General features: G+C 37.3%; 16 protein-coding genes. 8 read left to right on the forward strand and 8 right to left on the reverse strand.

Annotated elements, in window-relative coordinates; all coding sequences use genetic code 11:
• The first annotated feature begins 117 nt into the window (after window positions 1-117).
• The 6 genes from PZ892_RS15405 (at window position 118) to PZ892_RS15430 (ending at window position 9856) form a co-directional block, all read left to right on the forward strand.
• Window positions 118-3489 carry a UvrD-helicase domain-containing protein gene (locus PZ892_RS15405; RefSeq protein ID WP_182499083.1) on the forward strand — a complete coding sequence of 1124 codons (3372 nt, stop codon included), beginning with the start codon at window positions 118-120 and terminating at the stop codon, window positions 3487-3489.
• 9 nt (window positions 3490-3498) lie between these two features.
• Window positions 3499-6396, forward strand: coding sequence for a PD-(D/E)XK nuclease family protein (locus PZ892_RS15410; RefSeq protein ID WP_182499084.1), 2898 nt, complete (start codon window positions 3499-3501; stop codon window positions 6394-6396).
• Window positions 6397-6418: 22 nt separating this feature from the next.
• Window positions 6419-7318, forward strand: a complete 900-nt coding sequence (locus PZ892_RS15415) for a LysR substrate-binding domain-containing protein (RefSeq protein ID WP_094258509.1) — start codon at window positions 6419-6421, stop codon at window positions 7316-7318.
• Window positions 7319-7390: 72 nt separating this feature from the next.
• Window positions 7391-8434 carry a c-type cytochrome gene (locus tag PZ892_RS15420; RefSeq protein ID WP_182499085.1) on the forward strand — a complete coding sequence of 348 codons (1044 nt, stop codon included), beginning with the start codon at window positions 7391-7393 and terminating at the stop codon, window positions 8432-8434.
• Window positions 8435-8439: 5 nt separating this feature from the next.
• Complete coding sequence (locus PZ892_RS15425) at window positions 8440-8910, forward strand: DsrE family protein (protein WP_182499086.1); 471 nt, start codon at window positions 8440-8442, stop codon at window positions 8908-8910.
• 37 nt (window positions 8911-8947) lie between these two features.
• The gene (locus PZ892_RS15430; RefSeq protein WP_182499087.1) at window positions 8948-9856 is read left to right on the forward strand and encodes a substrate-binding domain-containing protein; all 909 of its coding nucleotides are present in this window, start codon (window positions 8948-8950) and stop codon (window positions 9854-9856) included.
• 57 nt (window positions 9857-9913) lie between these two features.
• Here PZ892_RS15430 and PZ892_RS15435 read toward each other — a convergent pair whose 3' ends face one another.
• The 3 genes from PZ892_RS15435 to PZ892_RS15445 all read right to left on the reverse strand — a co-directional run bounded on the left by PZ892_RS15435 (window position 9914) and on the right by PZ892_RS15445 (window position 12788).
• Window positions 9914-10783, reverse strand: a complete 870-nt coding sequence (locus PZ892_RS15435) for a cupin-like domain-containing protein (RefSeq protein WP_094258506.1) — start codon at window positions 10781-10783, stop codon at window positions 9914-9916.
• Window positions 10784-11035: 252 nt separating this feature from the next.
• Window positions 11036-11803 (reverse strand): uroporphyrinogen-III synthase, encoded by a 768-nt coding sequence (locus PZ892_RS15440; RefSeq protein WP_094258505.1) that lies wholly within the window; start codon window positions 11801-11803, stop codon window positions 11036-11038.
• A gap of 10 nt (window positions 11804-11813) precedes the next feature.
• Window positions 11814-12788, reverse strand: coding sequence for a DUF4271 domain-containing protein (locus PZ892_RS15445; protein WP_277711465.1), 975 nt, complete (start codon window positions 12786-12788; stop codon window positions 11814-11816).
• Between the two features lie 47 nt (window positions 12789-12835).
• Here PZ892_RS15445 and PZ892_RS15450 point away from each other — a divergent pair, with 47 nt between their 5' ends.
• Window positions 12836-13402: a DNA-3-methyladenine glycosylase I gene (locus PZ892_RS15450; RefSeq protein ID WP_182499089.1), complete on the forward strand. Its 567-nt coding sequence runs from the start codon at window positions 12836-12838 to the stop codon at window positions 13400-13402.
• Here PZ892_RS15450 and PZ892_RS15455 read toward each other — a convergent pair.
• Window positions 13395-13946 (reverse strand): phosphoribosyltransferase family protein, encoded by a 552-nt coding sequence (locus PZ892_RS15455; protein WP_094258502.1) that lies wholly within the window; start codon window positions 13944-13946, stop codon window positions 13395-13397. The two genes, PZ892_RS15450 and PZ892_RS15455, sit on opposite strands and share 8 nt — an antisense overlap.
• Before the next feature lie 3 nt (window positions 13947-13949).
• The gene (locus PZ892_RS15460; RefSeq protein WP_182499090.1) at window positions 13950-16028 is read right to left on the reverse strand and encodes a transglycosylase domain-containing protein; all 2079 of its coding nucleotides are present in this window, start codon (window positions 16026-16028) and stop codon (window positions 13950-13952) included.
• A gap of 112 nt (window positions 16029-16140) precedes the next feature.
• On the opposite strand from PZ892_RS15460, the gene PZ892_RS15465 reads away from it, so the two are divergent.
• Window positions 16141-17202: an Mrp/NBP35 family ATP-binding protein gene (locus PZ892_RS15465; RefSeq protein WP_094258500.1), complete on the forward strand. Its 1062-nt coding sequence runs from the start codon at window positions 16141-16143 to the stop codon at window positions 17200-17202.
• Between the two features lie 56 nt (window positions 17203-17258).
• Here PZ892_RS15465 and PZ892_RS15470 read toward each other — a convergent pair whose 3' ends face one another.
• From PZ892_RS15470 to PZ892_RS15480, 3 genes are all read right to left on the reverse strand, one after another.
• Window positions 17259-18668 carry a RagB/SusD family nutrient uptake outer membrane protein gene (locus PZ892_RS15470; RefSeq protein WP_182499091.1) on the reverse strand — a complete coding sequence of 470 codons (1410 nt, stop codon included), beginning with the start codon at window positions 18666-18668 and terminating at the stop codon, window positions 17259-17261.
• Window positions 18669-18680: 12 nt separating this feature from the next.
• A complete protein-coding gene (locus tag PZ892_RS15475) occupies window positions 18681-21755 on the reverse strand; it encodes a TonB-dependent receptor (protein WP_182499092.1) in 3075 nt (1024 codons plus the stop codon).
• A 439-nt stretch (window positions 21756-22194) separates the two neighbouring features.
• A complete protein-coding gene (locus PZ892_RS15480; RefSeq protein WP_094258494.1) occupies window positions 22195-23589 on the reverse strand; it encodes a RagB/SusD family nutrient uptake outer membrane protein in 1395 nt (464 codons plus the stop codon).
• Between the last annotated feature and the right edge of the window lie 2 nt (window positions 23590-23591).

The raw sequence follows: 23591 nt of genomic DNA on the forward strand, positions 1-23591 counted from the left end.
CCAAAAACAAACTAGCTATCAACTTAAAAACCACCCCAAAACCGACTAATTCATTAAAATATTTTAGTAATCTCAATAGAATACCGATATTCAAATACTTCAAACCATTGACATCTTATGCAAAGAATTGCTCCCTTAAAGATTGTAAAGGCTTCTGCTGGATCCGGAAAAACATTTAGTCTGACTGTTCACTATCTGACTTTATTGCTATCTAAAGAAAGTAGTTACCGTGAAATTCTCGCCGTTACGTTTACCAATAAGGCTACTGCCGAAATGAAAGGTAGAATAATGACCGTATTGCATGGACTTGCTATTGCTGATCCCAAAAAAGAAATCGAACAATATAGGAAGCAACTATTAGCACAAAACGCTAATTGGAATCCACAACTGATTCAAGAAAAAGCCAATCGCATTTATCGCAGAATCCTGCATGATTATAGCCACTTCTCTGTAAGCACAATCGATGGATTCTCCCAAAAGGTAATCCGCAGCTTTACTTACGAACTGAATCTGGATTCAGCTTATGCAATAGAAATGAATAGCAACAAGGTAAAACGTGATTTAACCGTCATGCTAAACCAATTGTTGGATGAACGACCAGATTTGCTTGAATGGATTATCAACTATGCCGAGCAAAAGATAAATAACAATGAAAACTGGAATTACAGGCATCAATTGATGAGCTTGGCAAGTCTCATATTTTCGGAGAACTTCCAAGAGTTTGACAGCTATATGATTTCTGCAGATACTCACAAAATCTTCAACCTGTTGAATAGTGAGATTGAAGAAAAAACAAAGACTTTTCTGGATGCATTGAATCAAGGCCTAGAAGCTTTTAAAGCAGTTTATCGAAGTCTGAATATCGATGAATCGGAAATGAAGGGCAAATCCAGAAACAAACTGGTGTCTGCGAGTAAGATCAATGTAGATCTCCGAAAAATATCAATCTCCGACATTCAGGGCAGGATTTTCGATAAGTTCGCTGAACTAATAGATAATGAAGATGCCTTTACCGATGGGAATAAAGAGGTACGATATGATTATATGCAGGGAATTCGTCCGGCGATAGATGCTATTCTGGCATTAGAACAGCATTTCGCACTCTATATTGCCTACCAATCGGTACAGACCAACTTATATTTCCTTCGTTTATTAAAAGAAATGAGTGACCTCCTGAGTCAGTGGAGAAAAGACAACTCGGCCCAACTGATATCTGATGCTCAAATTCTATTAAATAAATTAGGACTCGATGAACATAGCGACCCCACTTTTATCTGGGAAAAAATCGGCAATAAGTACAATTACTTCCTATTCGATGAATTTCAAGATACTTCCAGGATACAATGGAAAAATTACAGCCCGCTCCTGCTGAATGCCTTGGCGGATGCTACTGGAAAAATATCAGAGCACCTCGTTGTAGGTGATGTGAAACAAAGTATTTACCGCTGGAGAAATGGTGATTGGCGGATTTTATTGCAACAAATAGACCAGCAGGTTTCTAGTAATTTCCATCTTGATGCTCAGAATGTCAAGGAGTTTATTGAAAACGGAACTTTGGACACTAATTTCCGCAGCCTCCCCAACATTATTAATTTCAATAATTACTTATTTGAAAAAATCCCTTCTCTCCTTCAACAAGTACTGAACGACAAGGTTGCTGAAAGCTTGAATGAAGAGGGTTTGATATGGTGGAATGAAACAGGCAACAACAACTTACTGATTAAAGCCTACGAAAACAGCAAACAACTAATTCCTCAAGAAAAACTTGAAACGGGACTACCACAAGGGAATATTGAAATCAATTTCTTCCCGGTTAGTGATGGTCGAGCGAGAAACAACCAGGTGATGGAAGAATCGGTGGAAGCACTTTGTCAAAAGATTGCCGAGTGGATCCGTTCTGGAAAATATAAACCAGCCGATTTAGGCATCTTGGTAAGAAGTAATGCGCAGGCGAAATTGGTCATCCAAGAACTTATGCGCTATAAAAATTCGGAAAACTTAGATTTTGAAGTTATTTCCGGTGATGCCCTGAGTTTAATCTCCAACCATGCGGTTGGGCTGATTATTGAAACCTTGAGAGCATTAGTTTTTCAATCTGAAAAACATGTTTTGCACCATGCAAATATGGCTTACCTGTATCAGTTGGCTCAAGGCAAATCCTTTTTTGAAGAGTCTAACTGGCTAAAATTCAAGAATAATAAACTGAATGAACTTTCGTCCGTATTACCAACAGCATTAATCGAAAACTGGAGTCAGCTGCAGAAAATGCCTTTGGTTCATTTAGTAGAAAAACTAATTGAAACCTATCATTTAGGCGATGCTGGTAGTATTCATCTTCCCTATTTGTTAGCATTTAAAGACCAGGTTACTGCTTTTTCAACACAAGGTGAAAGAGGTATTATTCAATTCTTGGAGTACTGGGATGAAGATGGCGAAAAAGCTGTCCTACCTTCCAATGATAAGGTCGATGCTATTGAGGTCAGCACTATTCATAAATCAAAGGGCTTAGCCTACGAGGTGGTTATGATTCCATTTTCATCATGGAAATTGGATGGATTGACAAACGGCGATTTCTGGATCAATGTTCTAGAGAGTCCATTTTCAGACCTCGGAAAAATACCTGTAAAATATACCCAGACCTTAGGAAAATCCATCTTCTACAAGCAATACTTTGAGGAGATGCTTTTCAATTATATGGATGCCTTAAATACATTCTATGTAGCGACCACACGTGCCAAAAGTCACCTATATATTTCCGCACCTCAGTTCAAAGAAACTGTGGATAAAAAAACAGGAGAAATCTTAGGCGCAGAAGTTAAAAATGAATTTATTAGTGACTTGCTGATTCAGGCTTTATCGGATACCCATTCTTCATTTCAATTAGAGAATAATTCACTTTCCCTCATTGATCCTGAGGGAAAAGCAAAGGTGAAGTCCAAGAAAGATTCTGATCAGGAAATCAAAAAAATCTCCCTTGATTATTATCCGCAATCCTTGGCTTTAGAAAGTGCCCTTGAGAAATCTACTTCCAGAACCATCAACACAATACTGATGTTGGAAAAAGCCGCTCAATATGGGGTTTTAGCTCATGAGATCATCTCGCTGGTTAAAGAGGAGTCCGAGATTGATCCTCTGGTCAATCAATACATAGCAGAGGGCATTTTGGCTGTCGATGAGAAAGACCTGTTATTAGAAGAAATTCAACAGATCTGGAACCATCCTGTAATCAATCAATGGTTAACCGGAGATTATAAAATATGGAATGAATCCAGCATTATCCTTGAAGACGGAAGCACACAGCGACCTGATAAAGTATTTACAAAGGATAACGAGACTATTGTCTTGGATTTTAAATTCACACAAGGAGATTATATCAATCATAAAACACAGGTAGGACGATATATGAACGCATTAAGCAATGTTGGCTACAGCAATATCAAAGGATATTTATATTATGCGAAATCCAAGGAATTAGTAGAGGTGAAATAATTAGATTTTATGGAAAAAGCATTCTTAAGATTAGTAGCAGAAGATATCCAAACGAGGTTTGGACAGGAAATATCAGATATCGCCATTGTTTTCAACAATAAAAGACCAATTACCTATTTGAAGAAACATTTGGTAGATGTTTATGGAAAGGCAATCTGGTCACCTCAATTTTATACCATTCAGGAATTCTTTGGTCAATCGAGCAATGAGTTACAAGCAACCCCATTGAGCCAGTTCTTTTATTTATTTGAATTGCACAATGAGCTTTTGATTAAAGAAGGTCGAGATCCTGAATCCTTAGAGGAATTTTATCCAATCGCGGAAATCATCTTGAGTGATTTTGGTCAGATAGATTATGACTTGGTACCAGTGGACCAACTCTACATGGAGTTGTTTGACACAACAGAAATTGACATCACTTTTCAGCACTTCACTGAAGAACAACAGTCTTTTATCAAACAATTCTGGAAATCATTCAGCATGAAAGGCCATACGGCGGTTCAACAGCGGTTCCTTGCGCTTTGGAAAAGACTACCTGTCCTATACAACGCTTTCAAAGAAAAGCTGAAACAAGAGAAACAAACAAACTTTCCAACGATCTACCGCGAACTTGCTGAAGGTAAATCAGAGATCCAAAGTTTCATCAAAAAATATAAAAAAGTCCTGTTTGTTGGATTCAACGCCCTAAATAGAGCTGAAGCCACACTATTTAAAAAATGGCAGGATGAAGATCTAGCATTATTTTACTTTGACGTTGATGCCCATTATCTGGATGATAACCTTCAAGAAGCTGGTTTATTCCTTAGAAGAAACCTATTCCAAACAGGACTTCAGAATGCATTGGGGGAATCCCCTAACATTATTGGCAACCGGAATGATGAAGTCAATTTATATAAATCCTTGGGTAAAAACAGTGAAGCAAAATTGCTTCATAATGTTTTACAAAAACATGAATTCGATTTCAAGAATGAAACTGCAGCTATCTTATTAGCCGATGAAAGTCTATTGGTTCCTTTATTGCAAAGTTTGCCTCCAATTGATCTCAATATCACAACCGGCTACCCATTAATTCAATCTCCAATTTATGGAATACTAGATTTATGGCTTGAAGTTCAACTTTTAGTATCGCAACAGAAAAAAGATAAAATTCCTTACCAGTTATTGGAAACCTTTTTGAGCCATCCAATGACCAAGGTAAGTTGGAAGCAAAAACAGGAAATTCAACTTGAATCTTCAAAAAAACAACTCTTCGAGATTCCTGTAGCTGAGATTAATGTCAGTAGCTCCGTCTTAGGAAGTTTCTTTAAACCGTTGCAAAACCCTCAAGATCTTATCCCTAAGATGATTGGCTTGATTGATGATCTGCTTAGTAGCTTGACCTTGGAAGGAAGAACCCGACTTATCGAATCGAACCTATTGATTGAGGCAAAGAAGGTCCTTAATCAATTGCATCTAGGTTTTGAAAAACTAGGTAACTTGAGTGTTTTGTTCCAAAGTGGATTGATCAAAAAAGCCTTGTCACCGATCAATTCAGCAATTGAAGGTGATCAGCTTTACGGAATTCAGATTATGGGACTATTAGAAAGTCGTTGTCTTAACTTTGACCATGTTTACATCTTGGGTGCAAATGAAGGCATTCTTCCTAAAACATCAAGCTCAGCAACATTTCTCCCAAATAACCTGAGAAAAGCATATGGACTTCCAGTTCTTGAAAATCAAGATGCGCTCTCCGCATACTTATTCTACAGACATTTCCAATATAGCGATGATATCCATCTGTTTTTCAACGGCATTGTGGATGAAAGCAGCTCAGGTGAAGAAAGTAGGTTTATCAAGCAATTGGATTATGAAACAAATTTCAATTTTGTCCAGCATGCTCAGGTTCAACCACTTTTATTTCCAGTACAACCGCAAGAATTACTAATTGAGAAAAAAGGCGAAATATGGGATAAACTATTCAACTCCTATATTGGCTCTCAAAAGCCTATCTCCGCTTCCGCATTTACAAGCTACCTGATGTCACCGCTGCAATTTTTCTTAAAATATGTGGCCGAGATTAAGGAGCCACCAACAATTTCCCAGGAATTTGAAATGAATAAGTTGGGAACAGTGATTCACGAATGCATGGAACGCCTGCTAACGCCTCTATTATCCAAAAATGATTTTGTGCCAACTTCAGAACTTCAATCTGCGCTTGATCTTGTAGACTCTGTGGTCATTGATGAAATCGCGAAGCAATACGAATCCGAACTCCAGAAATTGGAAGACCTCAACAGTCTTCAACGGATTATGCATAAGATCTCCTCAGAATATATCAGGATGTACCTTCAATATGATATGGATCAATATGAATCGATAAAAATTGTTGAACTGGAAAATGATAAGGACTACCTATTGGACTTTGAAATCGAAGTGAATGGCAAACCTGAAAAAGTGAAATTATATGGAATTATTGACCGTGTGGATGAGGTTATCACGAAGCAGGGAATCCGTAAGCTTCGAATTGTCGATTATAAAACAGGTTCTGACCAAGTAATTTTTGGTAACCTTGAAAAGGTATTCGCTGAAAACACAGAGAACAAAGCCTTGCTACAAACCTTGTTCTATGCTTATGTATATGAGGAAAAGTCAGGAATTCAAGGCTTGGAACCTCATCTATATGTTGCGAGAAGGATGCGGGAAGACGGAACCTTATTCAGAAATAAAAGTGGTAGTATGGTTTTTGAGGATTTGATACTTGAAGATCAAAAAAAGGTGTTCGTTGAATTCTTAAGAGAAAAATTGGAAGAATTATTTAATCCGGAAATACCATTTAAACATAATCCGGACGCACAAGTCTATCCTTCTGATCCTTATGGATTATTTTACCGGTACAGTATTTCTGAAAAGGCAGAAGAAGAAGTTTAACAAATAGAAATCAATTTTACTCATGTTAGAAGTTAGTTTTAGGGTCAAGGTATTTTATCATGCAGCGCGGGATTTAAGTTTCACTAAGGCCTCCCGTGAACTAAATATCAGCCAGCCTGCGGTATCTAAACATATTCAAGAACTTGAAAACACAATTGGCCAGGCATTATTTTTAAGAAATGGTAGTCGAATTTTATTGACTGAAGCTGGCGCTACATTAATGGAGTCGGTCAAGGTGATAATCCATGAATATGAATTGGCTGATTATAAACTTGGACTACTAAATAATCAGATCCGTGGTAATTTAGTTATCGGAGCCAGTACCACCTTGGCCCAATATATCCTTCCTAAACTTATTGCCCAATTTTCGGAAGAAAACCCTTTGATAAATATTAAGTTATTTACCGGGAATACCGCACAAGTGGACCGTTGGTTATATGAAAGAAAGATTGGTTTAGGCTTTGTGGAAGGAATTGCAGTGGATCAATCCTTAAAATACAACAAGATCCTCGATGATCAGCTAATCTGGGTTGCACGACATGACCATCCATTATTTAAACAGACGAGCATTGGTTTGGACGAGCTCAAAAAACAAGAATTTATTTTCAGGGAACATGGGTCTGGAACCAATGATATTGTATTTCAAAAATTCGGCGAAAATAACATTACGGCCCGAGATTTAATCAATCGGGTTCAAATGTCGAGTTCTGAATCTATCAAGCAATATATCCGCTATAGTAATAGTATTGGAATATTGTCTAAATATGCTGTTCAAACTGAAATTGAAAACGGAATATTGAAACAAATTGACGTAGAAAACTTTGAAATCAATCGGGAACTCTATTTAGTTCACCTGCATGGCGAGCTTTCAGGCCTCCCCAAACAGTTTATACGCTTTATTAATCAAGCACTTATAAACTAGCATAACCTGAGGTTATAGGCTATAACATTTTACCGTTTTAGCAAGTCCATTAACAAGCTTAAGTTTGTTCATATGGAAAACAATTTAAACCAATCTAAGAACCTTCTCAAGGAAGTAAATAAGATCGCCAAACAAACAAAAATTGTGGCGGCTTTATTTGTTTTCATTGTAGCTTTAATAATATTACAAGCGCTGGGAGTAAATACTAAAATATTCCATGTTAAGGCTGATGAAAATAAAACTGAAAACAAAGCGGACTCTAATTCCTTAATTCATATAAAGGATTTTAAAGTTGCTCCATTCCCAGATACAGAGGAAGGTAAAATGGCAGCTTTAGGAGAAAAGCTGATCATTGAAACTCCGAAATACCTAGGCCCGAACAACAAACATGGCGCAGTTTTTACAGGTAATAATCTAGCTTGTGGAAGTTGTCATTTGAATGGCGGAACAAAGGAATATGCCGCGCCCTATATTGGCTTGAGTGCTCTATTCCCGATTTACAGCGGACGTGAAGGCAAGGTGGCAACCTTGGAAGAAAGAATCAACGGATGCTTTGAACGTAGCATGAACGGCAAAAAACTCCCATTTGAAAGCACTGAAATGATTGCTATTGTGAGTTATATCAAACACCTCAGCAAGGATGTAAAAGTTGGCGGCAGAATCGAAGGCCAAGGCTTTGTCGAATTAAAAGCGCCAGACAGAAGAGCCGACTTGCAACATGGTGAATCTGTCTTTAAAACCCAATGCGTAAGTTGTCATCAACCGAATGGCTTGGGATTACCTAAAAAAGCTGATGCACCAGATGAAGGTTATATGTATCCGCCATTATGGGGATCAGATTCTTTTAACGATGGCGCCGGAATGGGCAGAATGCTAACCGCAGCCAAATTTATTAAAGGAAACATGCCATTAGGCGCAAGCGCTGAATCACCAATTTTATCCGATGAGGAAGCCTATGATGTCGCAGCTTATATAAACTCCTTTGAAAGGCCTTCAAAAGCGAATAAGGAAGAAGACTACCCCGATTTAAGCAAGAAACCTAAGGATAGTCCTTACCCTCCTTTCGCCGATAATATACCAGAAGAACAACATAAATACGGACCATTTAATTTTTAATACCCATGAAAAATATCATTCTAATTTGTAGTATCATCTTATTAAGCACTAGCCTTAAGGCACAAAGCAACAATATGGAAAACAAACTCAAAGAAAACGCCCAGTTTACTGGTGCTGTAGCTCACAACAAACATTACAAAGCTATTTATCAATTAGATTCCAACAACCCTGATATCATTAAAAAGGCATTTAGAAACATAAAGAATGTCCTTAATGACCCTAGGTTGGAAGGAAAAATCGAGGTAGAACTGATTACATTCTCTGGAGGCACTGAAGTCATGTTAAAAGACTCAGGATATGAGGATGCCCTAAAAGAATTGATAGCCAAAGGTGTTAGAGTAGCACAATGCACCAATTCCTTACATGAACGTAATCTGAAAAAAGAACAACTTTTTGATTTCATAGGCTATGTTCCTAGTGGAAATGGAGAATTGGTTATTCGCGCATCTGAAGGTTGGGTGATTGTCAAACCTTAATTTCCCATTAAAAAAATATTGATATATAATGAAGAACATGAAACGATTACTATTACTAGCTGTTATATTGATGATGAATAAAGTAAATGCACAGGACAAATATCAATATGATCCACCTTGGAATACTCCTCCACAATCTGCAGTGAACTTTACAGTTCCTGGAATTGATAATGTCCCGGATTTATTTGGAGATATTGTAGATCCGCAACTCGTTGTTTTCTTTGCTGGAAATCAGTTTATGGTGATGGATGATCTGCTGGAAGCTTTTAAAAAGAAACATCCGAATTACGAACGAATATTCGTTGAAACCTTGCCGCCTGGAATTTTAGCCAAACAAATTGAAGGCGGATCAATTACGATTGGGAATATGAAAATAACCCATAAACCCGATGTATATGCCGCTGGTAAAAATAGAATTGACAGTATGCAAAACCTATTTGCCAGAACTGAGGTCTATGCATACAATAAATTGGCTATTATGGTTCCTAAGGGAAACCCTAAATCAGTAAAGAAAGTCCAAGACCTTGCCCGTAAGGATGTGAAGATAGCAATGCCTAATCCTGCATGGGAAGGAATCGGAAGGCAAATCGTCTCAGTATATAAAAAACTGGGTGGTGCTGAATTAGAAAATAGCATCATGAAGGAAAAAGTAGATAATGGCTCAACCTATTTGACCAAAATTCACCATAGGGAAAGTCCGATGAAGATTCTTTATCAAGAAGTCGATGCTGCACCTGTTTGGTATTCAGAAGTAGTTTACCAACAACTATTAAAGCATCCGGTAGAAATGGTAGAAATACCTAATAATGAAAATATCAAAGCTACTTACATGATTGCTGAAATGAAGGATGCACCTAGAGCACAAGCTGCCAAGGATTTTGTAGATTTCATGAAGTCGGCGGAAGCAAAAGCAATTTATAAGAAATATGGTTTTGAAACACCATAGTTTGTTTAATTAAAATTGAAAAGGGATCCAAGTCTTGATTTGGATCCCTTTTTTAATTTACTTTTTTATTTTCTTGATGGCCTTGTTAGCTCTTTTGGTAGCCGTGTTGATTTTATAATCTAGCCATTTATCTTTAAATATCTTTCGCATGGTATCGTCGAAATGACGAGTCACGAATAAATTCCTTGCACCTTTTAATTTCTCGCTCAAAGAGTTCGCCAATGCGCGAACAGAAATGGAGTAACCTTCTGTTTCATATTGGATATAATGCCACCATCCAGCAGGCATATATAAAGTCTCGCCTGGATTGATTACGGCTTCGTATCCATCAAGGAATTCCAAACCTGGATAATCCTTGACATCACTCTTCTTCAGATTAGCGATGCTATGAAAGTTATATGGCAACTTATACATTAAGTCCGATTGATTGTTCGGAAACAACCAAATACGTTTTGATCCTTGAAACTGAGAAATGAAGACGTGCGACATATCGATATCAAAATGGTTCCTCGTAGCGGAACCTTCGCCTCCAAAAAACATATAAGGTAACCATTGAATTACTTTTCCGCCTGTTACATCATTGAAAATAACATCCTTCTTTAATTCAGGACGTATTTTCATTAGATTAAACAAGAATAATCGTAGCTCTGTAGGCTCTTTCTGTATAGTGTCTAAATACTCTCCAAAGGTCATTTTACCCACAGGAGGGCTGGCAGCATGGTTTTGTGATTCCTCTTCCCGACCATAAACGTCGATTTTCTCATTACCCGCTATTTCCTTGAAATAGTCGTAGCTCCACTTGGACCAACAAGGGCTATCTTTACTGATAAAATCCTTGATGATAACCGGCTGACCCTTATTAAGATAGTCCTTAATAAAGTCCTTTGTAGCTATTCCAGATATACTATTAACAGGTTTTAATTTCACAATATTCCCATTTTTGAGTTAATGCAAACATAAAAAAAATATTTCTACAATAAATATACCTAACCCAATACAGTGTTAATTTTATGTCTTATTTTCCGAAATTTAGGGAGAAATAATTTATTAAAAAATGATAAAAATCAAATTTGTCGATGTTCTGATTATTTCGATTTCTTTCGCAGTAAATTCTCACTAAAAACAACAAAAAAAAGACTATCCTGTTTGGGATAGTCTTTATATTTTTTAGGACAATGCCTATTTATTGACTTGTTTAATATATTGCTCGATCGCCATCGTCATACTTGGGGCATTTGGAGTCGGTGCTGGAATATCCAGTATCAATCCATGTTCAAGTAAGGCTTGCTGAGTTGTAGCACCAAAAGCTGCTACGCGAGTATTGTTCTGAACAAAATCTGGGAAGTTTTCATATAAGGACTGAACACTAGATGGACTAAAGAACACAATGATATCGTAAAAAACATCCTTCAGATCCTTAATATCTGAAATCACTGTCCTGAATAGAACTGCAGGCGTGAAATCATATCCATTCTCTTGCAACCATCGCTGTGTTTCTTCATTGGCAACATCAGAACAAGGAAATAAAAATTTCTCCTTATTATGTTTCTTCAAAACATCTTCTAAATCCTGCGCTGTTTGTTTTCCAAAGAAAATTTTGCGCTTGCGATATTGAATATATTTTTGAAGATACAGTGCAATCGTTTCTGAAATACAAAAGTACTTGAGCTCCGCCGATACTTCAAAACGCATTTCCTCACATACTCTAAAGAAATGATCAACCGCATTCTTACTCGTGAAAATGACCGCAGAATAATCTGCAAAATTTACCTTCTCTTTTCTGACGTCTTTTGCCGAAACGCCTTCTACATGTATAAATCCTCTAAAGTCTAATTTTAAATTATACTTCTCTGCTAGTGTGAAATAGGGAGATTTATCGTTTTCAGGTTTTGGTAAAGTAACTAAAATGCTCTTTACTTTTTTGGATCTTTCTACATCAATCTGCATATACTCTTTCTTAATTACTTAGTGACCTCACTAATATCAAAATTGGTGCTAATTCGAGACTGCAAAGATAAAGAATTAAATAAAAAATAGAAAATTTGAAATGTCCGAATAGATGAAATGCAGTTCGAATAAACCTATACGAGAATAAAATAATTACAATAACAATGTAGATGATTGAGATCAATTGAAAATAATTTGCCGGAATAAAGACAACTGCTAGTAAAAATGGCATGAGGAAAAACATGCTGTTAAAATATACTAGGTAAAGAATTGCAATATATTCCCGTACAATTTTGTCCAATTGAAAAACAAATGACACAAATCGAATCAGTAAAATTTTCGCTATAAATAGTAAAGCAATGAGGCCAGAATTTTTTAGAAAATTTTCGAAAGTAAGATAATTTTTGTCGCCGAAACTTGACACAATCACAACCACAAACAATCCTAAGGAAAGACTGAATACGGCATATAAAAATATATAGGGCCAAGACGTCGCAAGGTTATCTTCCTTACTCACCTGTAAGAGCAATCGCTCCTTATAATAGGCATCAACAATTATCTTTAATTCTACCGGAAAGACAATCCTGAGAACACCTAATACCAGAAACAACAAAAATACAATCAATAATACCCAAGCTGGCCGATTATCCTTCTCTAACCCATCCTGAAGCAAGGATTGCTTCTGTTGGTAGCCAATATCATCAATTCCAAAATATAAATCCTGACTCCCTCTTTTTAGGGTAGAATCAAATTCTATTTTTAAATAGTTCAACTCTTTGTAGGGAGAAAGAATAATTTGACTATTTTTAAGATTGTTGTCCAAGGATTCGAATAAAGCAACTCGAGCTAATGAGTCTCTAACTGCTACTGAATCAACAACAGAAACAGAATCTACTGGCAAATTTTGCCCATAACTTTTAGGAGCAATAAATATGCTGCTGAAAACAAGTAATAAGAAAAACCCAATAGTAATTTTATGCTTCATGAAAGTCGTAAAGTTAGAATAATTTAATCGCTTTATAAATTGAAAAAATGAGTAAAAAAGAAATAGTAAGATGCGGCTGGTGTGGAACTGATAAATTGTACCAAGACTATCATGACAAGGAATGGGGTAAACCTACTAATGATGATAAAATCTTGTTTGAGTTTCTAATCCTGGAATCTGCCCAAGCTGGCTTAAGTTGGATTACCATCCTCAAAAAAAGGGAAGGATATAGAAAAGCGTTCTCCAACTTCGACTATAAAAAAATAGCAAAATATTCTGACGCAGATGTGGACCGCTTATTGGAGGATACCGGAATTGTAAGAAATAGATTAAAAATAGCAAGCAGCATTCATAATGCTAAGATATTCATGGAAATTCAAAAGGAATTCGGCAGTTTCTATAATTATCTTTACAGCTTCCTGCCTGATCAAAAACCTATTGTCAACTTTTTAGAAGACTTAAAAGATGCTCCTGCCAAAACTGAACTCTCGGATAAAATCGCAAAAGACCTTAAAAAACGGGGGATTAAGTTTTTTGGCTCTACAACCTGTTACGCCTATATGCAGGCAATCGGAATGGTGAATGACCATTTGGTCTCCTGTAGTTTTAGATAGAACTTGTAAGGGGGATATTTTTATAGATATTCTGTAGGTTACGGCATTGTCCATTGTAATCCAATCCGTAGCCTACAACAAACTCCCGTTCAATCTCAAACCCAACATACATGATATTATCAAACGAATAAAGTAAACATTCTGGCTTAAGTAATAAGGTGGCAACAGAAATACTTGCCACACCCAATCTTTCCAAAGCCTCAATCGTATGAACCAAGGATCTACCAGAATCCACAACATCCTCGACAATAACAACATGTCGACCTTCCAGCGACATCCCCACCCCTATCAACTCATGTATTTCACCCTGATTGGTACCCGCATAGGAAGCTAACTTTACAAAGGACATTTCACACGGAATATGGACTTGCTTCATCAAATCAGCCATAAACATAAAACATCCATTTAACACTCCTACAAATACCGGATGCTTATCTTCATACCTCAAATTAATGTCAATCCCTATCAAACGGATCCTTTTCTGAATTTGCTCATAATCAATCATAAGTTCAAATTCCAAACCATCTATTAATATATTCCTCATGACTTAATTATTTTCTTCTTCTTTGCTCTTACCAAACAATTTCTCCAATAGTGTCTTCCGAATCTGTTCTTCCTTATCGATTTCATCCACAATATCCTTAATATCGTCATGCGTCATCATGGAATCTGGAATTCCTTTCGGTCTTGGTGGTCTTAGGCTTGATTGCAACTCAACTTGATAAAAACCGTAATTCGCAGGAACATTCTCCCCTTCCAACTGATTCAGTTTATTCATGATATAACCGTATGTATTAAAATGCTTCAATACCCAAGGTTTTAAATGTCCTGTATAATCAAAAGAAGAAAGCCCAGTTTTTGGCCTAGGGATAATACTTGATAGATAAAGACTCTCCCCAATCGTAAGCTCAGATGGTTTTTTACCAAAGTAATACTTTGAAGCTTCTGAAATCCCATATACATTCTTGCCCCATTCAATGATATTCAAATATATCTCCAATAAACGATCCTTGCTCACCTGCTTAGACTGTTCCATCAACCAAACCAATAGGATTTCCTCGAACTTCCGCATCATCGTCTTGTTCCTGTTGAGGTAAAGATTCTTGATCAATTGCATGGAAATGGTACTGGCACCGCGTTTGAATTTCTTTTCCTTGATATTCGTCACAATAGACAACTCAAAAGCCTCTAATTCAAAGCCATTATGCTTATAGAAAAATGGATCTTCCGTATTTAATACCGTTTTCTTTAAAATTGGCGCAATCTGACCCAATGGCGCAAAATTAGGATTAGTTGCATCCAACCTAATATCGCGCATCTTTAAGGTGTCCTCATAGGCTTCATAGACAAAAGGACCATTTAAATCCGCAATATTGGCCTTACCCCATTTCTTAATTTTTAAATTTTGATCATTGATCTTGGAGGAAAACTTCAATTCATCAGGATCATCTAAATCCACATTAAAATTCATATCATATTGGATATCTCCTTCAACCTGAATTCCATCCAAGGTTTCGAATAACCCTACCGGAAGGGCATCAAAGAAATCCTGAGCCTTAAACATGCCGGTATGAACGGCCATCTCTAATATTTTCTTTGGTTTACGACTGAACTTTAACTTCGGCTCGAATGAAAAATCCTTGACCTCCACTTTGGTTCCTTGCACCAGTTCAATTGTATTCTCAGACACTAAAAACCCACCATTTGCAGAACCACCCGGCAACACTATGGTTTCCAATGATAATCGCTTGTGATTTACCCGTAGGTTTTTAGCACTAACCCCTCCCAACATCTCCAAACTCTCCTTGCCCTTTCTAGACACATTATCCAGATGAAAACTTAATTCATCAAAACTTACATTCAATCCAAACCTCCGGCCTATAAAAGGAATTTTTGCCTCCTTATTATCTGAGGAGATAATGACATTCATCGTCTGTCTGCTGGAATTGATATTTCCTTTAAAGTTCCACTTCGCCTCCTGCTCATTTAGGAAAACATCAATATCATAATCCCCATCATCAATCAATCCTTCTGGAATTCTAACCACCTGTGTGGAGGCTGAATCCTGAAAAGAAAGACTCACATTTTCAAGATTTAAATTGTCTGGAACGGCTTGAAAGGCACGCTTTAAGAGATTATCTATCGTTTCTGCTAAAGTCTTGGCCTCCTGTTTCGTTTCAGTACTATCCTGTTCAACCCGTTTGCGGAATAAAAAATCATAATTGGAGGTACTATCATGCTTGACAAGAGTGATATCAGCATTTTTAAGATCTAACTCATCCAATTGAACAGTCCCTGACAATAAGGGAAAAAGCTTTACTGAAACTTTAAACTGGTCGATTGCAGCTAACTGCTCCGCACTGTCTGGATAAATCTTAACTTTTTGGAAATCTACTGTCGTCAGACCCGCAAATTCATACTTCTGAACCTCGAAATTCAATTGATAATCCTCTTTCAGCTTTTTTTGAACTTTGGCAACAGCCTTGTTCAACATATCTCCGCGAATCGACATCGCCCAAATAAAACCAATCAACAACACAGCCAATACCGAAGCAGCAGAAATTATGAACCATCTTTTCTTTACGAAACTGAAATCGGGAACCTTGAATCTTTTTTTATCTAACATATATGAATAGAAATCCGATGATTAAAGTAAAAATATGCAAAAATCATTAAAAACATCATTATGACAAGATATTGAGCTTCTTTCTTTAATTTTGTTAAATTAATTTAAATCCATGATTACTAAAGAACAGATTTTAGATGCTTTAGGGAATGTTGAAGAACCAGATTTAAAAAAAGACCTGGTAACCCTCAATATGATCGAAAACATCGAAATATTACCCAATAAAATCAAATTCGATGTGGTCTTGACCACTCCTGCCTGCCCAATGAAGGGCCATATTGAACATGCTTGTCGGAATGCAATTGCACTTTTTATTTCCAAAGAAGTTGAAGTGGAAATTAATATGACCGCGAGAGTTCGTGCCGTAGAAACATCCCAATTGAAGAATATCAAGAATATTATCTTGGTGTCTTCTGGTAAAGGTGGTGTTGGTAAGTCTACGGTGGCAGCAAATTTAGCATTAGCATTGGCAAATACAGGTGCTAAAACTGGTCTTCTTGACGCAGATATTTATGGCCCTTCGGTGCCATTAATGTTCGGAGTGGAAGACGCTAAACCACAATCTTCTCAAGGTCCTGATGGAAAAAATAGAATCATCCCGATTGAAAGATTCGGATTAAAACTATTATCAATAGGATTCTTTACGGACCCTAACCAACCGATTCCTTGGAGAGGGCCAATGGCAACTTCTGCCATTAAACAATTATTTGGAGACACGGATTGGGGTGATCTCGATTATTTGATCGTAGACATGCCTCCTGGTACTGGTGATATCCATATTACAACGGCGCAAGGCTACCCTATTTCAGGAGCAGTAATTGTAACAACCCCTCAACAGGTCGCTCTGGCAGATGCAATTAAGGGGATGGCCATGTATCAGATGGAAGGTGTAAAAGTTCCTATTGTCGGTGTTATTGAAAATATGTCCTACTTTACCCCTGCTGAATTACCTGATAACAAATACTATATTTTTGGTAAGGATGGTGGAAAAAGATTGGCGACAGATAATAATGTACCTTTCTTAGGGGAAATTCCTTTGGTGAAGTCAGTTGCTGATGCTGGTGATAATGGGTTTCCAATCGCCTTGGATCAGGACGAGCCTGTGGCAGCAGCATTTGCAGAAATCGCTGGCCGCGTAGCACAAGAACTGAGTATATTGGCCGCAAAGGCTTAATATTAAAGATATAAAAAAGAAATGGTCAACTATATGTTGACCATTCTCTTTTTAATTTATTGTTCCCAGCCATCATTCTGCTTTAGCTCCGGATTTCGATCTAACTCAGTTTGTGGAATTGGGGCTATTCTCCTAAAGTTGCTATAAGGAATAGTTGGCGCTTGACTTCTTTCACGGCCAGTAACTTCGCGTTTTAGTCGGTTTAAAGTATGATACCTGTCACCTTCAAATGCCAATTCTTTCCTTCTTTCCAATATTATTCTTTCAAATAATGCCGCACCTGATTCTGTAACTGTTGCTGCTGCATCACGTTCCTTTAATAAGGCTGCTAAATAATCTCTCGCAACTCCTTCTTGACCCAAATTATAAGCCGCCTCCGCAGCAGTTAAATACATCTCGGAAATCCTTAAGATTTTCTTAGTTCCGTATTTTTCCAAATCTGGATATTTTTTGATGATAAAAGCTGGATTCTCCGCATTTGCCCTAACTCCTACCTCAATTAATTTTTTTCGCTCATCGGTAGCTGAATATAAGTCATACAATGATTTATAAGCTAAACCATCTCCATAACCCTGCTGGCCAAAGAAATAAGCAAGTTCATCAAAGCCTGCATTGTCAATTTGATCGGAAACGAGTTCAAAGAGAGTCTCGGTTCTTAGCGTATTTGATCCTGTGGCATTCCAATAGGCACCTAGGCCTGAGGCAGGAACCAAAGTCACCTTTGAATTATCAATAACCTCCTTTGCTTCATTCAAAGCCAATTGATATGCCGCATTGTTGCCTTTATGTAAATTAACCCTTGCTTCTAACGCTCGAACAGCATATTTCGTAAATCTACTGGTATTTGTTCCTGTCGTAATTAAAGTATAGGCCTGCCCTAGGTCTGCTAAAACTTGCTTATAAACTTCATCAACAGTATTCCGAGCAGGCATTCCTTCAATATCAAACTTCAATACCAAGGGAACTCCCATGCCATTTGGATTATCCGTATAGGGCCTAGCGAAAAACCTAACCAATTCAAAATACATTAATGCCCGAATGGCATAGGCTTCTCCCTTGTATTGGTTTATATTTACCTCATTACCAGTGGGTGTTGAATGAATAATATTATTCGCACGGTTGATGACGCGATAGGCGTTAGTCCATATACCCGTATACCACTGGTTGTTAATGACAAAATTCAAATTGAAAATTTCCGTATATCGTCCTGCATTCCGAGTCGATAAAGTCACATTATCTGCCCAAAGATCTCCCATCAATGGAATACTGCGACCATATAAATCAAATACCCTCATCCCAGCGTAAGTTCCCGTAACGGCAGATAATAAATCTGTATCCGTCAATAATGCCTCCTTTTCATCCACCGCAGTATAGGGAGGCAGATTTAAGAACTCCTTCTTACATGAGCCTAATATGGTCAAACAAAGGAATCCGATTAATAAACTAGATTTTATATTTAGTTTCATGTCTTTACATTTTTAAAATCCTACATTAATACCAAATGTGTATGTCTTTGGAATAAATACATCAAAATTGGTAATACCTTGTGTTCCTCCAGCAACTTCCGAACTTCCTGATTCCGGGTCAAATGGTAAAGTGTCATCCTTAACCCATGTCCATAGATTAGAACCACGGAAATAAACCCGTAAATTACTGACCTTCCAATTGTTAATAATAGATGACGGCAAGGAATAACTCAATGTAATATCTCTTAAACGAATAAAACTTCCATCTTTAAGCAAACGGTCAGATGCAGCAAACGAGTTCCTATTCCCTCCAAAAACAGGCTTCGGAACATTCGACTGATCCCCTGGCTTTTGCCATCTCTCTAATTCCATCGCACTTTGGTTATAACTACCATAATAGGCTCCACCACTATTCTGATAGCTATAAAATCCTTGATAAATATGATTTCCAAAATTGTAATAGAAAAATGCATCTAGACCAATGCCTTTATAATTCATGTTCGTTCCAAAACTTCCAAAATATTTAGGCATTGAAGATTTTCCTAAATCAACCCGCTTCGCTAACCGATAGTCATTCGTAGTTTCCGTTCTTGATTCGTCGATATACCATTTTGGATCTCCATTCTCTGGATCAGCACCTGCCCATTGTGGTAAGAAAAATGAGAAATAATCCTCCCCAACTTTTCTACGATATGGACTCTCAACTAAATCATCTCGAACCAAACTCGTCGTTGTATTTTTATTCGCAGATATATTGAAACTTAAATCCAACCTGAAATCATCAGTACGAACCGGAGTACCATTGGCAGTAAACTCAATACCCCTGTTTCTTAAACCAGCAAAGTTTGAAACATAATCCGGAAATCCGGTCGATAAAGGAATTGGAACCCGGTATAATAAGCCCTTCGATTCTCTATTATAGAAATCAAATACGACAGATAATCGATTATCTAAAAATGTCGCATCCAAACCTACATCAAATGAATTCGTTCTTTCCCATGTCAAATCTCGTAATCCATATTGGATAGGACCACTACCAATATTGCCATTATAAACAAAATTGTAGGTTGTACGGGTGTACCCATATAAGGTTCTCCAAGTATTATTACCAATACCAGCATTACCTGTGACACCATAGGAACCACGTAACTTCAAAGCATTTATAAAGGATATATCCTTGATAAAATCTTCCTGTTCCATATTCCAGCTACCTGCAGCGGACCAGAAATTACCAAATTGCTTTTCTTCACCAAACCTAGAAGAACCATCATTACGATAACTCCAAGAGAGAACGTACTTGTTTTTATATGAAAAGTCCCCTAAAGCTAAAAATGAAGCAAAGGAATAATCATCATTGGAACCCGAAGCGCCAATTGGAGTAGCTCCAACGGATGGAACAGTGTATTTCGGGTTTAATGGAACTTTATAAACAGCAACCGAAGAATAGTAGGATTGAGATTTTTGAGCCTCATAACCCACTTTAACATTAGCTACCCAATCCTTTGCTTGATCTATATCCCATCTATAATCAATTAAGTTTGTCCAAACCCAATTGAAATATCGAGTATAATCCCGATAACTACGACCTCCAACGTTACGACCATCACCATAATTTGGATTATTATAATAGTCCTCTTCGATATTATTATAGTCTATACCGTACTTGCTGGAAATTTTTAAATTCGGTAGGATATTATATTCTCCATAGAAACTACCAATAGCTTTTTGCGTATTATTATTACGGCTATCCTTGTCCAAAATCTCTAAGGGATTATAAAGTCCGGCGCCCGCAGCTAAGGGACCGGAAATAAAATTAGATCCATCATCATTTCTTGCCCGAAAATTAGGCATTAAGAAAAAACTCGTCAAAACTGGATTCCCGAATGCTCCACTATTTAATAGTCCTCTTAAATTTGAACTGGAACCCAAAATATTAGCCCCAAAAGTGAATTTATCACTTGCCTTATGTTTCAAATTGATTTTCCCAGAATACCTTGTAAAATCAGACTTTGGAATGGTTCCTTCTTGTTTAAAATATCCCCCACTTACACTAAATGTCGTCTTATCATTCCCACCATCAGCAGCCAAATTATATTGTTGTTGATTCCCTCTACGTGTAACGACATCATACCAATTCGTATTCACATTCGGATCGATGCCAAAACCATTTTCCCCAGTCACGAATTCACGAATATTTCCTTGGTTTAAGCCATAATTTGCCGCCATCCCAGCATTGTTTAATAAAGCCTCCCCAATTAGCATGATGTTTTCCTCTGTGGTAAGAGGTCTAGCGCGTCCCGGACTAACTCCCGGTTGCACTGAACCATAATCTGCATCCAGAGAAATCCTTGTTTTTCCCGATAGACCTGACTTCGTCGTAATCAAAATAACACCATTACTCCCCCGAGAACCATAAATTGCGGTAGAGGCCGCATCTTTTAATACCGTCACATTCGCCACATCATTCGGATTGATACCTGCTAAAACATTGGCAGTTGGGGTAGCACGGGAAAGATCCCCCGAATTCACTGGAACCCCATCAATCACATACAAAGGAAGTGAAGAGCCACTAATGGAACCCAATCCACGAATTCGGATATTCTGCATCGAACCTGGCTGGCCCGAACCACCTGTCGATTGTAAACCCGCAACCTTTCCCTGCATAGCTCTATCTAAAGATGGAAATGGCGTTTGTGCAATTTCTTTTGAACTCACAACGGTACTCGACCCAGTTTGCTTTAGACGCGTAGTCGTACCATAACCGGTAACAACGACCTCATCCAAGGCTGTAACATCTTTAATTAATTGAACATCAATCCTGGTCCTTGTCCCTACATTTAATCGCTGACTCGCATAGCCAACAAATGAAAAAGCTAAAATAGATTGATTGCTTACTGAAATTGAGTAATCTCCATTCCCATCGGTTTGAGTAGCTACGGTTGTGCCAACCAAAACCACTGAAACCCCAGCAATAGGACTTCCATCGCTCGCAGATGTTACCCTCCCAGTAACCTCCCGATTTTGCGCATAGGCCACCCCTAACAGGCAGACAAACACAAAAATAAACTTGAGTAATCTTTGTTTCATAATTTAATTGTTTAGTAAATTTCTTTATATATACTTAACAAATGTTAAGTAAGCGAAGTTAAATTGGCTCCTAAATCCGCTTTAGATTATATTATTATAAATTTGATTAATTTATTTAATATTTCAAAGTGATTGTCAATAATTTATTAATTTTTGATTATACTTTATATATCAATAGGCAACATAAAAATCATAAAGAAAAAGGTTTTAGCCCTATATAGTTTTACTGGTATTCAAATAAAATTTAATAAAAACAGAAGAATAATTTTTGGAGATTTTTTTCCTGAACTTCAAATAAAATAAATCTGAACGGAGAGCTTCCAAAAATCAAGGAGGTTAACAATTGTACACAAAAAAAGCGACCGAAGAAAAATTCTTCGGTCGCCTATTTAGACCTTTGTGACTGACTAATTCGTCAGAGTCTATATTTTATTCAAGACTAGTATCCGTCGTTTTGAACTAACTGAGGGTTTCTTTGAATATCATTCAAAGGTAATGGGAATACCAATCTTCCGTTACCCCATTTGTATTCTGGAACAACACTATGCGCAGGTAGGTTTCTACCAGTACGTAGGAATTCGAATAATCCTTGTCCTTCAAATGCTAACTCAATTCTTCTCTCATTTAAGATCGCAGCAATTAAATCAGATTTGCTTGCTGGAGCAACTGCTGTAGCTTTTGATCTTGTACGAACTTGGTTAACTAATGCAATAGCATTCGCATCAACTCCTGAAGCAATATTTGCTAAAGCTTCTGCTTTGATTAATAAAATCTCAGAGTAACGTAAGATTGGAGCCCAATCAGATACTTTCGTATATTTCGCAGTCCAAAATGCACCGTTTGCTTCTGTAATTAATTCAGTACGTCTTAAATCGGTAGCACTCATTAATGCAACATATTTAGGATCGATTTGGATATCCGCTCTTTGTGTTGGACCGTAATGTTGACCTAATGCATTATTCGTATTCGGGTTATCACCACCATTATGAGCTACTGAGAAAATGTTCTCAGGAGTAATGTAGGTATCAAAACCTTCTAATGGTGAAGCATTTAATTTATATACTTTTAACGCCTCTACCTTATTAGCATATTCTAAGGCTTTAGCATAATCTTTCTTATACAAGTTAATTCTTGCTAACAATCCGTAAGCCGCTCCTTTTGTTGCACGACCAACATTATTGATCGATGGAGTACCACCTGAATTAGGCAAATCTACAGCCGCTTCTTCAAGATCCTTGATCATTTGATCATAAACCTCTTTTACAGTGTTTCTTGGCACTTGGTTCTCTGGTGCGAATGGCGCATCAGTAGCTGTTAACACCAATGGAACTCCTAAATGTGTAGCTCCAGATGTAAATCCATAAGGTTGAGCCCAAAGGTTAACCAAATAGAAGTAAGATAAGGATCTGATAAACTTAGCCTCAGCAATAAATTGCTTCTCTTTATCCGCAGTTACTACACCTGGATTTGCAGTAATATTCTTAACGAACAAGTTTGCTTCGTTAATTGTTCTATATCCTGCTGTCCATGCTAATCCTACTATACCATTGCTGGAATTTAAGGCGGTAAAGCTAGGGATATCACCAAAATATGTTGGGTTCCCACAGTCAATTCCTCTGATATCAGCATAAATCAATACGCGTCCACCTAAGTACTCTGCATTTTGCAATGCATCATACATACCCACAGCAGCTTTCTCAACACGACTTGGATCTTTGAAGATCTCAGTTGGTGACAAGTTTGCATATGGTTCTTCAAATATTTGCTTTTCACATGATACAAATGTCGCTGAAGCAACTAAGATACATGCAAAATATTTCTTAATGTTTTTCATCT

The sequence above is a fragment of the Sphingobacterium sp. WM genome, assembly GCF_029542465.1.
GTDB classification, from domain to species: Bacteria; Bacteroidota; Bacteroidia; order Sphingobacteriales; family Sphingobacteriaceae; genus Sphingobacterium; species Sphingobacterium cellulitidis.